The following is a 15,013-nucleotide window of genomic DNA, read 5'->3' on the forward strand; positions in this document are numbered from 1 at the left end:
CCCCAAGCAGACCCTAATATGTGTGCTGTATTATATATGTCAATAAATGAATGTGTTTGTGCCTTGCCTTAGTCGGTTATCATGAACCCGACATCCGTTGGTGCGGAAACACCAGAGTTGCGTGCGATTACATCACCCAAGCTCCCGGTTGCCTCGATCACGCGAAGCCCGACCTCCGAGAACGTGTCGGGCCCATAGACAGCCTTGGAGAGCAGCGGGTTCGTCAATGCCTGTGTGAAGGCGTCATTTGCGACCATCCTCACAAGTAGGCCACCCATGAGGTCATCGTTCGAATATCCTTCGGCAAAAATACCGACGAACCACTCGAGCCGGTCCATGGAGCCATACAAATCTTTCAGGCGCTGGGCGAGGACTTCCTCGCCAGTCAGTTCCTCGAAGGTCGCTAATGGTTTCATTCCGTAGCGTGCCCTGTAGTCGTTGTAAGGCGCAAGCTGACAGCGGCGCGCCATTTGCATGCTGACCCGCTGAACATCCATCAGTATTGAGTCGGTATTTCCCAGGCCAATCCTGCCGGCTCTCTGACGCGAGGCATCAAGGCTGAGACGCTCGACGCCTAGCTCGATGGCCCGACGATTGTTGCGCACCAGAAAACCGGCGCTTTCGGTCTGTCCCGCAAACTCGACAGTCGAGGGAATGAGGTCATGCCAGCGATAGAGGAGAGCGAACTCGACCGCTATCCAGTTCGTACGATACCAGCTTTCCTTTTCCGCCATGCCGGGTTCGGCAAAAAGCGGAAAGGGTTGCGGGGAGATGTGGACGATGTATTCGCCAATCACGATCTTGAGCAATTCGACGATACAGACGTTTCGCGTGGTCTGAAACACCCTCTCATCGTCCCAATCCGGGTAGGCGTCGGACAGAATGCCGGCTACGCGATTGTGCTCGCGTAGAAAGACCGTGTTCATCAGCGTGTTGCCGATGGTGACATTTCCATGTTCCAAGCCGACAGCAAAGGCATGCCGCTTCTCCTCGTCAGTGGAGTTCTGGAAGACACGGTGGAAATTGACCGGAGAGTGGAGGTTTGCGAATTCAGGTTTCATCGTCGGCCCGTCTTCGCCCTCTTCGAAAAGGAAGACAGGCCATTCAGCGCCGTCGATTGTCTGGCTCTTGAGCCTGCCGCCTTCGTGGGCGCGAAGCAGATCGGTTTGCGCCTCGCTCAACCCGTAAATTTGACAAAGGTCGATTTCATGGTTGCTCTCGTTCTCGGCAAAATCCTGATCCGGTTCCGGTTTCCACTTCGTGCGCAGAAAGCTGTCGGTGAACCACTGCGCGAAGAACGGGAAGAGCAAGGTGGTGTCTACTGCTCGCAGATCCTTTGTCCGTTCAAATAGAGTAAGGACATCTTCGAGCGGTGGCAGGTTGAGGCTCGGTGCGGGGGGCAGATGGCGACCAGAATAGGCGCGGTTGGTCAGTCCTGGCCAAGTCGAATAGCCTCCCTTCATCGTCAGGGGGCGAGGTCTCGGCGGAACCGCAAAGGCCAGCTGGTTTATGAGGTACCTGTTCAGAGCGCGGTGAAGCGGAGGAATGCGAGGGATCGTGGTGTAGATTGCCGCAAGAATTCTGGTGCGAAAGTTCGCGGAACGCGTCCCGTTTTTCATGAAATCACTCCTAATCGATACGAGAAAAATGCAATTGCAACTAATGAGTGCGCTCAATAGTAGCACGTTTCACGTGTATCGATAAGGATTGCAGGCAGTAAAATGCGCGTGCTTTGAACCCGACCCTTGTGTAGGGGGCGGTTCAATTCACCGATGGGACACCAGACGCCGGAGCGGCGCCCTCAACTCTTACGGACGATTCCGGTCAGTGTCTCGAAGACATGCGGGTTGGCGGCGACAACACTGCGGCTCTCGAACATGCCGGCGCCTTCCTGGATGGGGCCCGTGAACCCGCCCGCTTCCCGGACGAGCAGAAGCCCGGCCGCCATGTCCCAGGGTCTGATCCCGCGCTCCCAATAGCCGTCGTATCGCCCGGCCGCGACATATGCGAGATCAAGGGCAGCAGCGCCCCAGCGCCGAATTCCGGCGGTGCGGGGGGTAAGCTCGGCGAGGTCACGCAGCGTTTTGGGCAATAGAGGCGAACCGCCAAAAGGCACTCCGGTGGCGAAGATCATCTCAATCATGTCGCGTCTGCCGGATACCCGAAGGCGGCGATCGTTCATCCATGCCCCGGAGCCCTTCTCGGCGACGAAGATCTCGTCCTTCGCAGGATCATAGACGACGGCCGCGACCACCTGTCCCTTGTGTTCGAGGGCAATGGAGATAGCCCAGTGCGGGAGACCGTGGAGATAGTTCGTGGTTCCATCAAGTGGGTCAACGATCCATCTGCGCGTGGGGTCCGTACCCGGCACTTCCTCACTTTCCTCACCCAGCCAGCCGTAGTTCGGGCGGGCCTCGGTAAGCTCGGTGCGAATGATCTCCTCGGCCCGCATGTCGGCGCGGCTCACGAAATCGCCGGGCCCCTTCGCCGAAACCTGAAGGTTTTCGACCTCATTGAAATCCCGAACCAGACTCCGCCCGGCTTTGCGGGCCGCCTTGATCATGATGTTCACATTTGCCGAAGCTTGCGTCATGGCGCTTGGTCTGCCTTGTTCGGGGGGAGGTTGCGGCCTCAGCGTTCGTTCTGGAACCGGTTGATGGAGTTTAGGGCGGGCATCTCGGTCTTGTCGATGACGCCGTTTCCGTTGCGGTCAGCCTTCTTGATCAAGACAAGATTGAGGCGAGGAAAGGTTTCCTCTGCCTCGTCGAAGGAGACAACACCGTCGCGGTTGCGGTCTGTATGGCTGAAGGACGCAGCATGGGCCAAGGTCGCAAGGCACGAAAGAGCCATCACAATCAGAGCCATTCGCATCACGGAGTAATCTCACCTTCCAGCCATGCGGGTGATCCGCCGAGGAGACGCATATCCGCAATGCATAACACGTTAAACGGGCCAGAAGGCCCGCTCGAAACCGCTTTCGCAATTACCCTTAGGCGCTGCGCGCTCAGGCGGCAGCGCTCTGCTGTGCCTTGGCGATATCGCGCTTCAGCTTGAGAGCCTTCGGCGAGAGTTCGTCGTCCTTCGACTTTGCGAGGAACGCGTCGAGGCCGCCCCGGTGGTCAACTGTCCGAAGAGCAGCGGAGCTGATCCGGAAGGACACGGTCTGCCCGAGGGTTTCGCTGGTGAGCGAAACGGTATTGAGGTTCGGCAGGAAGCGGCGTTTCGTCTTGTTGTGGGCGTGGCTGACGTTGTTGCCCACCATTACGGTCTTACCGGTCAGTTCGCAGCGGCGCGACATATTTCTTTTTCCTTGCTCTGGGCGTTGCCCTGTTCACGACTCATCCTGGACGCCGGACTGCCTAGGGCGCCATAAAATCTGGAAGCGGCCTCCTAGCCGATACGGTTTCACCCGTCAAGGCCCGGAGCTGCGGCTCTTGCGCAATCAACGCGACCTGGCTCCACGTCCGCCGCGTCGTCTGGGTTTTACCCGTTCAGTGCGCGAGGGCAACTCATTCATGATGGCCTGGCGTTGCTGTGGCGGTAGACTCGACCAAGCTGCGATCTCCTCGAGCGAGCGGTAGCACCCGAGGCACAGTCCAGACTCCTCATGGATCACACAAACCTTCACGCAAGGGCTCTCGACCTCTTCACGCTTCCAGACATCATCGGTCATCTGCTGGCCTCCAGGTGCCTCAGACGGTCAAGCATACCCTGCAAGATGTATCCTGCCGCGACATGATCAATGACCTCGCCACGCCTCTTGCGGCTGGTGTCCGCCTCCAGGAGCGCACGCTCCGCCGCGACTGTCGAGAGACGCTCGTCCCAGTAGGTGATCGGCATTTCCGTGCGTGCCGAGAAGTTGCGGGCGAAGGCACGGGTCGACTGGCATCGCGGGCCTTCGCTCCCGTCCATGTTTCTTGGCAGTCCGAGGACGAGCCCGCCGATTCCGCGTTCGGTGATCAATCCGGCGAGGGCTTCCGCATCCTGTCCGAATTTGCGTCGGCGTAGGGTTTTCAGTGGAGTGGCGATCTGTCGCATTGTGTCGGATACCGCGACCCCGATCGTCTTTGTGCCGAGATCCAGACCCATAAGAGCCTTGCCCGGTGCGATTGCCGCCGCGAATTCCTCGGGGTTCTCGAAAATCTGCCAGCTCAAGGCGTCAGTCCTCCGGCTGCGGCCGCGGCCTCGATCTGTTCCAGAGCAGCGGGGTCGGATGCGAATTTCGCAACCGCTTCCAGGCGGATTGCCTCTGCCCGTTCCTTCTGGCCCAGAACTCCGAGCGCCCTGATCAGTCGCGCCCAGTCTGCCGGCGGGCCGCCTTCCTCCGCGAGGCGCGCACCCAGGCCTTCGACCATCCCTTCGATCATTGCCTGGCGCTCCTCGGGTGACATGTCTTCGGCGGCGGCAATATCTGCGGCATCGGGACCAGGGGCAGTCGCGGAGGTGTCCGGTGCGGGCATGCCTGCAAGTCTGGCGACTTCCCCGATTTGGGCCTGAATCGGCGCGACCCAGGGTGCGCTCGGCTGGCTTTCGTTCAGGAGCCGCGTCCAGATTGGATAGGCCAGGTCGGGCCGGCCCGCCTGAAGGAGGGCCACTCCGGAATAGTAGCGGCCGAGTGGATGTGCGGGCTCTCTCTCAAGGGCGTCTGCGAGCAATTCCTCTGCCTCCGGCGAAACATAACCGCCCGCGGCAAGGATCATGAGTTCAGCGAGTTCGAGGTTGTCCGAGACCTGCGCCTCTTCACCAAGGATCTCGATAACGTCTTCCTGAGCTGCGCGGGCTTCCGCGTAGCGCCCCAGGCTGGCAAGGCTGCGCGCAAGCAGCCGGTGGCCGCGAAGATCCCCTGGACGGTCCTCCAAGGCGGTACGGAGTTGCTCCACGAGAGCAAGGTCGCTGTCGGTATTGAGCGCGGCGGCAGGCCCAGTTCCGGCCTCGCGTGCCGCGGCCTCGGCTTCTTCCTGGCTGGGTCGGTTGGCATAGGCTTCCGCCATGAGCCGATTCCGTTCCGCCAGTGGCTGGTCGGGAAATCCGGCGGCACCCGTGTAAAGGTAGATCCCTGCGGCGGCGGCAATCGCGCATCCGGCCACCAGTGCCCCGGCGACAAGCGATATCCGTCGCGGTGCCCGATCGGCCTGCGCTTCGGCCGCCTCCGCGTCGGCGGCCTGGAGAAGACGGCGGGAAAGCTCCAGCCGTGTCGCTTCGGCTTCCTCCGCACTCAGGAGGCCGCGCGCGCTTTCCGCTTCGACCTCCCTGAGCTGATCACGGTAGACCTGCATGTCGTGGCTGGCTCTTCGCCCGGCCCTTTTCTCGCCGCGCAGCAGCGGGCCCAGAACCAGCAGGAGACTGCAAAGGATCAGTATCGCCGCGAATATCCAGAACAGCATGGTGCATCCAAATGCCTCGTTTCGTGGAGGCGGACCCTAGTCCCAGGCAGGCGCAGGCACAATGTTGCTTTGGTCGCGTTTGCGTGGGTAGACCCAGGTGTGCCGCTGGGAGGAGCTTCAAGGGGTAAAGTGCGCGTTCCAGGTTGACGTTCGGTCAGCATCGCGCCGCTCGAAGGTTTCGAGTGCGTCTTCGACGCTTCGGGTGTCGGGCGTTTCTCGGCCTTCACCGAGGTCGGTCAGGCGCATCGTGTACCACGCGGTCACGCCGCCTTCGATATTTGTCGAGAAGCGGGGAAAATTTGGATCCTGCGCCTTCTCGCCTTGCCAGGAGCGGGCAAGGCCTGGGTCGAGCACGTGACCTCGCGCGATGCCCACGATGTCCGTATAGCCGTCTTCAATGGCGGCGACAGCCTGGGCCCGCGACTTAAAGCCACCGGTGAGCATAAGCGGTTTGCGTGCCACTTGCCGGGCTTTCCGGGCGAAATCGAGGAAATAGGGGCCGCTCCCGGCGCTGTCGGACGCCGATTTCGCGCCGGGGAAGTACGTCCCACCGCTGATGTCGATCAGGTCGATGCTGCTGGCATCAAGCAGTTTTACGACCTCCAGGGCTTCGGTTTGCGTAAGACCACCTTCGAGTTGATCGCTCGAGTTGAGCTTGATCGCGACAGGAAACTCCGGGCCGACGGCGGAGCGGACTTCCTCCAGCACCTCGAGCGCGAGTCGCGCCCGCGCCAAGAGGCTTCCGCCGTAGTCGTCCGCGCGGCGGTTGAAGAGGGGAGAGAGAAACTGCCCCAGCAGGAAGCCGTGCGCGGCGTGCAATTCGACGCCACCGAAACCGAACCTTCGGGCCAGTCGGGCCGTGCGGGCGAAATGGCCTGGAAGGGCGCGGATCTCGTCCCGCGTCAGTTCACCGCAGGTCAGCCCAGGAACGCTCAGTGCGGACGGCCCTTTGGGGGAACTGATTGGGCCATAGGCAAGAGCCCCCGCATGCCCGAGTTGCAGAAAGAGCCGTGATCCGCATCCCGAGCCGGCTCGCGCAAGCGTTTCCCAAGCCGCGGCCGGGGACTTTTCGTGCAGTACAAGGTTGCCAGGGCGCTCGGCATATTGGTGATTGCCCTGAACCTCGCCCACGATCGAGAGGGCGCATCCACCCTCGGCCCATCGCTCATAGAGGCGGAACTGCGCGTTCGAGGGATTTCCACGCCCGTCGCCGAGAGAATCAGACATGGCTGCCTTTGCGATCCGGTTCTTGAGAACCACTCCGCAAGGTAGCTCCTGGGGGCGAAAGAGGGTTTGACTGCCTCCCGTCAGGACAACTTACTCCGTCTCGGAGACCGGCTGCCGGTCACTCAAAGCATCCCTGCAACGACACGATCCGGCGGCCTGTGCCCATCCTCGAAGGTCTTGATATTAAGAATGACCTTTTCGCCCATATCGAGCCGGCCTTCCTCGGTCGAAGAGCTCATATGCGGCAGGAGCATCACGTTCGGAAGCTGCATGAGTCGCGGATTCACATCATGCCCGTGCTCATAGACATCGAGACCGGCACCCCCCAACTCGCCACCGCGCAGCATGCGAGTGAGCGCATTCTCGTCGATCACCTCGCCACGGGCCGTGTTCACCACGTAGGCCGTGGGTTTCATCAGCTTGAGACGTCGCGCGTTCATCAGGTGGAAGGTGGAAGGCGTGTGCGGCACGTGGATCGTGAGGATGTCGATCCGGGCGAGCATCTGGTCGAGGCTTTCCCAGTAGTGAACGCCGAGGCCTTCCTCGATCTCCGGGTGAAGGCGGCCACGATCGTGGTAGTGCAGGTCCAGTCCGAAGACCTTCGCGCGGCGCGCGACCGCCTGGCCCACATGACCCATGCCGAGAATGCCGAGACGCTTGCCGGCGATGCGGTGGCCCATCAGTGCCGTGGGGCTCCAACCTTCCCAATTGCCGCTCTGCATGATGCGCACACCCTCGGGAATGCGCCGCGGAACCGACAAGATCAGCGCCATGGCCATGTCGGCGGTGTCTTCCGCCAAAACGCCGGGCGTGCTTGAGACCGTGATGCCGCGTTGCTGCGCGCTGGCCACGTCGATATGATCGAAACCCGCCCCGTAATTCGCGATCAGCCGCAATTGCGGACCCGCATGGGCCAGCAGCTTGGCGTCGATCCTGTCGGTAATGGTGGGCACCAGGACATCGGCCGTCTCCATCGCCTTCGCCAGTTCCTCCGGCGCAAGGGGAATATCCTGCGTGTTGAGGGTGACATCGAAGAGTTCCTGCATCCGGGACTCAACCGCTTTTGGAAGCCGCCGTGTCACGAACACGTTCACAGGTTTGGAGGACATGCTGATTCCTGTTTTTCTGGCGATGCTTGTCGGTTAATTTGCCGCATTAATGGCACGGGGAGATCGGAGAAATCCAGAGACTATCCCGGCGCGAGGTGAAAGCAGGACCAAAGATGGACAGGCTTCGATGCGGATTTTCGCTGGCATTGGCGGTGGCGATGCTGTCGCTGACCGATGCGGCCTCTGGTGCCAGTGCACAGGAGGTGCTGGCCCGCGGACCCGTGACGAATCTCCCCATGCCGCGTTTCGTCTCGATCCGGGCCGACCATGCGAATGCGCGGCGCGGACCGGGGCTCGACTACAGGATCGACTGGGAATTCGTGCGCCGCGGCTTGCCGGTCAAGGTGGTCGCGGAACACGGGCAGTGGCGCAGGGTGCAGGATGCCGAAGGGTATGGCGGCTGGGTCCACCAGTCGCTGATCTCGGGCGTTCGGACGGGGCTTGTGACCGGAGAGGAGAACGTCCCCATGCTCGCTGATCCAGAGGTCGGCGCCGATGTCCGGGCAGAAGCCGAGCCCGGTGCCTTGGTTCAACTCGAAACCTGCTTCGGTGACTGGTGCGAAGTGCGTGCGGGCGGTCACGAAGGCTGGCTCGAGCGCAGTGCCCTCTGGGGCGTGCGTGCAGACGAGGAATTCGACTGAAAGCCGGAAAGCTGCATCAGCCGGCCGAAACCGATGCTCAGCTTTCGCGCCGGAGCCGGATTACCACATCGACGCGGGACAATGTCGCACCCTCCGGAATGTCCGGCTTGCTTGCCAACTGCACGGCCTTGTTTGGCGCATCCGTCAATTGGCCATCATCCTCCCAGTAGTAGTGGGAGTGGCTGTCGACCCTCGTGTCGAAATAGGAACGCGAACCATCCACCGTGATCTCGTGCATGAGGCCGGCCTGACAGAAGGCGCGCAGGGTATTATAGACGGTCGCGAGAGAGACCGACACGTCGGAGGTGCCGGCGGCCTCGTGAAGGCTCTCCGCGGTCACATGACGATCCTGTCCGTCGCCGACGAGAAGTCTCGCCAGCGCAAGGCGTTGCCGTGTCGGGCGCAAGGAGCCCGATGCGAGCCAAGCTTCCGCTCGCTCGAGCGCCTGGGACCCGGTTCCGGTCGAGGCACACATTGGTATTCACCCGTTACTGTTTCAGGATTTTTATAGCGAAATCGTTGCGGAATGCCAGCCCGGCGTGCCTGTCTCGCGCGCAATTGCAGGATCGTCCCGCCCTTGCACCCCGTCGATCAGCGGTGTTACAGGTCGAAAAAGCCTACGGGGCCTTGGAGGACAGGAGCGTGGCGTTGCATGACTGAACGGGCAACAAGCATTGATTACGAGGGACTTTTGTCCTGCGCCCGGGGGGAGATGTTCGGGCCTGGTAATCCCCAATTACCCGAACCGCCCATGTTGATGATGGATCGGATCACGGAGATTTCAGATGATGGCGGCCCGAACGGGTTGGGCCATGTCGTTGCGGAATTCGACGTGAAACCCGATCACTGGTTCTTCAAGTGCCATTTCGTTGGGGACCCGGTGATGCCAGGGTGCCTCGGTCTGGATGCGCTCTGGCAGCTGACCGGGTTCAACCTGGGTTGGCGTGGCATGAAGGGCAGAGGGCGCGCGCTCGGTGTCGGTGAGGTGAAATTCACCGGCATGGTCACGCCCGAGACGAAGCTCCTAGAGTACACGGTGAACTTTACCCGGGTCATCGATCGCAAGCTGAAACTCGGCATCGCAGATGGCATCATGAAGGCGGACGGAGAGGTGTTTTACACCACCACCGGAATGAAGGTCGGTCTGTTCCAGGAATAGAGAGGGGCATCGAGATGCGCCGCGTCGTTATCACTGGCCTCGGCATCGTTTCCTCCATCGGAAACAACGCCGAAGAGGTCGCAGCCGCACTGAAGGCCGGAAAATCGGGCATTTCCTTTGCGCCCGACTACGCCGAACACGGGTTCCGAAGCCAGGTCCACGGCAAACCGGATATCGTCCTTGCCGATCACATTGACAAGCGACAGATGCGCTTCATGGGCGATGGGGCGGCCTTCGCCTACATTGCCATGGAACAGGCCATCGCGGATTCGGGATTGGAGCCGTCCGATGTCTCGAATGAGCGCACGGGGCTCATTGCCGGTTCCGGCGGACCGTCGACGCGCAACATGTTTGCCGCGCACCAGATCGTTCTGGACAAGGGCAGTCCCAAGCGGATGGGGCCCTTCATGGTGACCCGCTGCATGTCTTCGACGGTTTCGGCCTGCCTCTCGACGCCCTTCAAGATCAAGGGGGTCAACTACTCGATTACCTCGGCCTGTTCGACCTCCCTGCACTGCATCGGCAATGCCGTGGAGCAGATCCAGCTCGGCAAGCAGGATGTCGTGTTCGCGGGTGGCGGCGAGGAACTCGATTGGACGCTCTCCTGCCTCTTCGACGCCATGGGAGCCATGAGCTCGAAATACAATGATACGCCGGAACGGGCGTCGCGCGCATTCGATGCGGATCGCGACGGCTTCGTGATTTCCGGCGGCGGCGGCATGGTCGTGGTTGAGGAACTCGAACACGCCAAGGCCCGTGGTGCCAAGATCTACGCTGAAGTGACCGGCTACGGCGCGACGTCCGATGGCCATGACATGGTCGCGCCTTCGGGAGAAGGCGGGGAACGTGCCATGCGGCTCGCCCTGTCAACGCTGCCCGAGGGCCGGAAGGTTGGCTATATCAACGCGCATGGGACCTCCACGCCGGTTGGCGATGTGGGTGAGGTCGAGGCTGTCCGCCGCATCTTCGGCGAGGGGGTCACGCCGCCGATATCCTCGACGAAATCGATGACGGGTCACAGCCAGGGCGCGACGGGCGCTCAGGAAGCAATCTACTGTCTCCTGATGCTGAAGGACGACTTCGTGGCACCTTCGATCAATGTGGAAACGCTCGATCCCGGTATACAGCCCGGCGAGATCGCGACGACACGGATTGATGATGCCGGACTTGATACCGTCATGACCAACAGTTTTGGTTTCGGCGGAACGAACGGGTCGATGTTGTTGAGCAAATTTGACGGGTGATCCCATGGCACAGTTGATGGCCGGCAAACGCGGCCTGGTTCTGGGAGTGGCAAACGACCACTCCCTTGCTTGGGGGATCGCGAAGGTCCTTTCGTCCCACGGGGCGGAAATGGCCTTCACCTATCAGGGCGAAGGTTTCGGGCGCAGGGTGCGTCCTCTCGCGGAGAGCATCGGCGCAACCATGATCCTGCCGGCCGATGTGCAGGACCCGGCCTCGCTGGATGCGCTCTTCGAGGCCCTGACCGAGAACTGGGGCTCGCTGGATTTCATCGTTCACGCCATTGCCTATTCCGACAAGTCCGAACTCGACGGTCGGTTTGTCGAAACATCGCGCGAGAACTTTTTGAATTCGCTCGATATTTCCTGCTACAGCCTTGTCGAGCTCACCCGGCGGGCCGAACCCCTCATGAGCGAGGGAAGCTCCATCATCACGCTGACCTATATCGGTGCGCAACGTGTCACGCCGAACTACAACGTGATGGGCGTTGCCAAGGCCGCGCTGGAAAGCGCCGTTCGCTATCTTGCAAACGACCTCGGGCCAAAGGGTATCCGTGTCAACGCGGTCAGCCCCGGACCCATGCGAACGCTGGCGGGCGCAGCCATTGCAGGCTCGCGGAAGGTCTACAAGGTCACGGAGCAGAACGCCCCGATGCGGAAGAATGCTAGCTTGGAGTCGGTCGGTGGCGCGGCGCTCTATCTCCTGTCGGATCTCTCCTCCTGCACATCCGGCGAAGTGATCTTCGTGGATGGCGGCTTCCATATTCTCGGCATGGCACAGCCCGAAAACCTCTGATTCTCTGTCAGCGGGGAGTCAGGCGGAACAGGTAGGATAGACGGGAAAAACCCGCCCGTTGGGAATACCATGCGAAAGCTCACGAAACCGGCCGTTGCCGCCTCGCTTGTCTGTTCCGTTCTTCTGGCCTCTGCGGCGACCTACGAGGATTACGGTCGTGCCCGCGAGGCGGTCGAGCGTGGGGAAATCCTTCCGCTAACCGAAATTCTCGAACGCGTGGAGCGTGAGCACGGCGGACGTATGATCGAGATCGAGTTAGAGCTGGAAGGCGAAGGTGTGTTCTACGAACTCGAACTGATCCAGCCCAACGGCCGCGTCATCGAGGTTCTGGTCGACGCGGCCACAGGAGAGACGCTCTCACTTGAGGTGGAGGACGATTGATGCGAGCGCTTGTCGTCGAGGATGACCCGCGCATCTCCCGCGATCTCGCCAGCGCCCTGGAAGCTGCCGGGTTTGCGGTCCGCAGCTGCGGAGATGGCGAAGAGGCCTGGTTCATCGGCGACACGGAGATCTTCGACCTCGTGGTTCTCGACCTCGGCATGCCGGGCATGGACGGATTGTCGATCCTGAAGCGTTGGCGCGGCAACCAGCGACAAATGCCGGTTCTGATTCTGACTGCCCGTGGCGCATGGACCGAACGGGTGGAGGGGATCGAGGCCGGTGCCGACGACTACCTGCCGAAACCGTTTCACATGGAGGAACTGGTGGCGCGGGCGCGAGGGCTCGTTCGGCGTGCATCGGGCCATGCTGCCTCTCGTGTCGCGATCGGTTCCGTCTGGATTGATACCAACCGGATGACCGTTCATTCTGACGAGAAACCCATATCGGTTTCGCCCCTTGAATACCGCTTGCTCACGTTCCTGGCGCTGAACAAGGGGCGGGTGATACCACCGACCGAACTGCTGGAGCATCTCTACGGGGACGATGACGCGCGAGAGGTCAACGCAGTGGAGGCAATCATCACCCGGCTGCGGCGGAAGGTCGGACCGGATGTTGTGCGCACCCGGCGCGGGTTCGGCTATATTGCGGAAGATCATGTGTCGTGATCTCGCGCTCAATTCGACTACGCCTCTTGCTTGTCGGCGGGTTGGCCGTGGTGGTTCTGCTGGCCGTCGGCTCGGCCGGGCTCACGGCGCTCTTCGAACGTCACGCGGAACGCCGGGCCGCTGATGAACTGTCGGCCGATCTCGACCAGTTGCTGGCGGGAATCGAGCGATCCGATGAGGGAGCCCTCGAGGTCAGTCTGCCCCCGGCGGACCAGCGTTACCATCTGCCGCTCTCGGGTCGCTACTGGCAGGTGGAGATCGACGGCGTCACCACCATCTCGCGCTCGCTCTGGGATACCACTCTCGAATTGCCATTGGCCGATGCGGTTCTCGGGGCGTTGCGGTCCTACGACATCGAAGGCCCGGAAGGCGAAGGCCTGTTGGTGCTTGAGCGAAGGGCCGTGCTCCAACCGGCGCTCGGGGGCGGGAATGTCCGCGCCGTCGTGGCCATGGATCGAATCGAGTTGCGTGCAGCAGCGCGCAGCTTTCTTCGCGACCTGAGCCCTTTTCTCTGTCTTCTCGGTGTCATGCTGGTCGCTGGCGGCTGGGTGCAGGTGGCCATCGGCCTCAAACCACTTGCAGCGGTCGGAGAGCGGGTCGTCGCCGTGCGTTCGGGTGCCGCGAGCAGATTGGGAGACGGTTTCCCCGGGGAAGTGCAGCCGCTAGTCGCGGAAGTCGATGCGCTGATTGCTTCGCGCGAGGTTGCCGTGGCGAAAGCCCGGACGCGGGCATCGGATCTCGCGCATGCCCTCAAGACACCGCTTCAGGCCCTCATAGGTGAGGCGGACAGGTTGCGGAACACAGGCAATTCGGAAAGCGCGGAGAGCATAGAGGACATCGCGCAGGCCATCGAGCGGCATGTGCAGCGCGAACTCTCCCGCGCACGCATTGCAGCGACCGGCTGGGCTGCATCCTGCTCGCCGACCACCGTGATTGCCCCGTTGGTCCGTGTCCTGCAGCGTACACCGGATGGGCAAAGACTGCGGTGGGTCGTCGAAGGTGCGGAGAACGTTCGGGCCCGAATTGATTCGGGCGATCTGACTGAAGCCCTGGGCGGGCTGCTGGAGAATGCCGCCCGCCACGCCCGAACGGAGGTCCGCGTGCGTGTCACGGGGGCAGCTCAGGAAGTCCGGATCGCTGTCAGGGACGATGGGAAGGGGGTTCCGGATGCTGAACTGGCCCGCCTCAGGCTTCGCGGTGCGCGTCTCGATATTTCCGAACCGGGTTCTGGCCTAGGGCTCGCGATCACGTCCGAGATCTGTGAGGCCGCCGGGGGCGAATTGCTCCTGGGAAACGTTTTAGACGGGTTCGAAAGTATCATAAGACTACGAGGCGTCGCCGAAAAGGCTGCAAGCTGACAGAAGTCTGACATCGTCCGTCAGACTGGGGTCAGAGAAGATTGTTATTACGAATTTCAGCCGCACGACGAGTGGCGCATTTCATATTGGAACGTGGGAGTTGAAAGCATGGCCAAGATTACGGGAACAGATGAGAACGACGATCTTCGCGGCACTTCATCTGCAGACAAGATCTACGGTCAACTCGGAATCGACGATATCGAGGGGCGGAGCGGAAATGACAAGATCTACGGAGGCGGCGGCAACGATGAGATAGAGGCCGGCAGCGGCAATGATACGGTCAAGGCCGGCGACGGCGTGGACGAGATCGACGGCGATGACGGCAACGATGTCCTATATGGCGGAAAAGGGTCGGACGAGATCGACGGCGATGACGGCAAGGACAAGCTGCTTGGCCAAAAAGGGCGGGACGAGCTCGATGGCGGCAACGGCAGGGACACCCTGAAGGGCGGCGAGGGGCGTGATACACTCGAAGGGGGCAACGGTGACGACCGGCTTTATGGCGGGGCCGGCGCGGATGTCTTCGAATTCGAGGAAGGCGACGATAACGACGTCATCTACGACTTCGAGCTCGGGTCCGACCGTATCGATCTGACGGACTACGACTTCTCGAGTTTTTCTTCGGTGGAGAACAAGGCGGAACAGTCAGGCGACAACGTGATCCTGGCTCTGACTTCGAATGACAGCATCAAGATCAAGAACATGGATCTCGATGATCTCGACGCGGGGGATTTCATTCTCTGAAGCCCCTGCTGGGAATATGGATACCACGCACAGGCGCCGGCCCTTCTTTCGAGGGGGCGGTGTTTACCTTTTCGCAATTCGGGGGCGGAAGCTGCTTTTGCGCGGCGCTAGAGTAACTGATGAAGCACTCAAGCGAGCGATGGACACTGTGGCATGAAAGGGCGAGTGGTTGCGCGATGCATGGGCATTTCCAAGCCTCAAAGTGCCGACTATGATCCCGCGAGAGAAACACGCGGCACTTCGGCGTGCCACTCGCATTGGGACCCATAAAACGATCCGCAATGCGGCGTGCAACACTAAATACGGCC

The 15,013-nt window shown here is 61.3% G+C and carries 18 protein-coding genes; 8 read left to right on the forward strand and 10 right to left on the reverse strand.

Going from position 1 to position 15,013, the window contains the following annotated elements:
- Positions 1-68 precede the first annotated feature (68 nt).
- The 9 genes from ACP15W_RS00610 to ACP15W_RS00650 all read right to left on the reverse strand — a co-directional run bounded on the left by ACP15W_RS00610 (position 69) and on the right by ACP15W_RS00650 (position 7,720).
- On the reverse strand, positions 69-1,619 hold the full coding sequence (locus tag ACP15W_RS00610; RefSeq protein ID WP_424930886.1) for a peroxidase family protein: 1,551 nt from the start codon (positions 1,617-1,619) through the stop codon (positions 69-71).
- 182 nt (positions 1,620-1,801) lie between these two features.
- Positions 1,802-2,593 (reverse strand): inositol monophosphatase family protein, encoded by a 792-nt coding sequence (locus ACP15W_RS00615; RefSeq protein WP_424930887.1) that lies wholly within the window; start codon positions 2,591-2,593, stop codon positions 1,802-1,804.
- Between the two features lie 38 nt (positions 2,594-2,631).
- Positions 2,632-2,865, reverse strand: a complete 234-nt coding sequence (locus tag ACP15W_RS00620; RefSeq protein WP_424930888.1) for a hypothetical protein — start codon at positions 2,863-2,865, stop codon at positions 2,632-2,634.
- Between the two features lie 139 nt (positions 2,866-3,004).
- Complete coding sequence (rpmB, locus tag ACP15W_RS00625; protein WP_424930889.1) at positions 3,005-3,298, reverse strand: 50S ribosomal protein L28; 294 nt, start codon at positions 3,296-3,298, stop codon at positions 3,005-3,007.
- A gap of 144 nt (positions 3,299-3,442) precedes the next feature.
- Positions 3,443-3,673 carry a DUF1289 domain-containing protein gene (locus ACP15W_RS00630; protein ID WP_424930890.1) on the reverse strand — a complete coding sequence of 77 codons (231 nt, stop codon included), beginning with the start codon at positions 3,671-3,673 and terminating at the stop codon, positions 3,443-3,445.
- A complete protein-coding gene (ruvX, locus tag ACP15W_RS00635; RefSeq protein ID WP_424931585.1) occupies positions 3,670-4,089 on the reverse strand; it encodes a Holliday junction resolvase RuvX in 420 nt (139 codons plus the stop codon). The genes ACP15W_RS00630 and ruvX overlap by 4 nt, the downstream gene beginning before the upstream one ends.
- A gap of 62 nt (positions 4,090-4,151) precedes the next feature.
- Positions 4,152-5,384 (reverse strand): c-type cytochrome biogenesis protein CcmI, encoded by a 1,233-nt coding sequence (gene ccmI, locus ACP15W_RS00640; protein WP_424930891.1) that lies wholly within the window; start codon positions 5,382-5,384, stop codon positions 4,152-4,154.
- 117 nt (positions 5,385-5,501) lie between these two features.
- Positions 5,502-6,695, reverse strand: coding sequence for an oxidoreductase (locus tag ACP15W_RS00645; RefSeq protein WP_424931586.1), 1,194 nt, complete (start codon positions 6,693-6,695; stop codon positions 5,502-5,504).
- 38 nt (positions 6,696-6,733) lie between these two features.
- Positions 6,734-7,720, reverse strand: a complete 987-nt coding sequence (locus ACP15W_RS00650; protein WP_424930892.1) for a 2-hydroxyacid dehydrogenase — start codon at positions 7,718-7,720, stop codon at positions 6,734-6,736.
- A 113-nt stretch (positions 7,721-7,833) separates the two neighbouring features.
- Here ACP15W_RS00650 and ACP15W_RS00655 point away from each other — a divergent pair, with 113 nt between their 5' ends.
- A complete protein-coding gene (locus tag ACP15W_RS00655) occupies positions 7,834-8,361 on the forward strand; it encodes an SH3 domain-containing protein (protein WP_424930893.1) in 528 nt (175 codons plus the stop codon).
- 37 nt (positions 8,362-8,398) lie between these two features.
- Here the strand turns inward: ACP15W_RS00655 and irrA are convergent, their stop codons facing one another.
- Positions 8,399-8,836, reverse strand: coding sequence for an iron response transcriptional regulator IrrA (gene irrA, locus ACP15W_RS00660; RefSeq protein WP_424930894.1), 438 nt, complete (start codon positions 8,834-8,836; stop codon positions 8,399-8,401).
- Between the two features lie 177 nt (positions 8,837-9,013).
- Here irrA and fabA point away from each other — a divergent pair, with 177 nt between their 5' ends.
- The 7 genes from fabA (at position 9,014) to ACP15W_RS00695 (ending at position 14,705) form a co-directional block, all read left to right on the forward strand.
- Positions 9,014-9,520, forward strand: coding sequence for a 3-hydroxyacyl-[acyl-carrier-protein] dehydratase FabA (gene fabA / locus ACP15W_RS00665; protein WP_424930895.1), 507 nt, complete (start codon positions 9,014-9,016; stop codon positions 9,518-9,520).
- A 14-nt stretch (positions 9,521-9,534) separates the two neighbouring features.
- Positions 9,535-10,764: a beta-ketoacyl-ACP synthase I gene (gene fabB, locus ACP15W_RS00670; protein ID WP_424930896.1), complete on the forward strand. Its 1,230-nt coding sequence runs from the start codon at positions 9,535-9,537 to the stop codon at positions 10,762-10,764.
- A 4-nt stretch (positions 10,765-10,768) separates the two neighbouring features.
- Positions 10,769-11,557, forward strand: coding sequence for an enoyl-ACP reductase FabI (locus tag ACP15W_RS00675; protein ID WP_424930897.1), 789 nt, complete (start codon positions 10,769-10,771; stop codon positions 11,555-11,557).
- A 69-nt stretch (positions 11,558-11,626) separates the two neighbouring features.
- Complete coding sequence (locus tag ACP15W_RS00680; protein ID WP_424930898.1) at positions 11,627-11,938, forward strand: PepSY domain-containing protein; 312 nt, start codon at positions 11,627-11,629, stop codon at positions 11,936-11,938.
- A complete protein-coding gene (locus ACP15W_RS00685; protein ID WP_424930899.1) occupies positions 11,938-12,603 on the forward strand; it encodes a response regulator transcription factor in 666 nt (221 codons plus the stop codon). Before ACP15W_RS00680 ends, ACP15W_RS00685 begins: the two co-directional genes overlap by 1 nt.
- The gene (locus ACP15W_RS00690; RefSeq protein ID WP_424930900.1) at positions 12,600-13,961 is read left to right on the forward strand and encodes a sensor histidine kinase; all 1,362 of its coding nucleotides are present in this window, start codon (positions 12,600-12,602) and stop codon (positions 13,959-13,961) included. Before ACP15W_RS00685 ends, ACP15W_RS00690 begins: the two co-directional genes overlap by 4 nt.
- 108 nt (positions 13,962-14,069) lie before the next feature.
- Positions 14,070-14,705 (forward strand): calcium-binding protein, encoded by a 636-nt coding sequence (locus ACP15W_RS00695; RefSeq protein ID WP_424930901.1) that lies wholly within the window; start codon positions 14,070-14,072, stop codon positions 14,703-14,705.
- The last annotated feature ends 308 nt before the right edge of the window (positions 14,706-15,013 follow it).

The sequence above is a fragment of the Amaricoccus macauensis genome (assembly GCF_049800915.1).
GTDB classification, from domain to species: Bacteria; Pseudomonadota; Alphaproteobacteria; order Rhodobacterales; family Rhodobacteraceae; genus Amaricoccus; species Amaricoccus macauensis_A.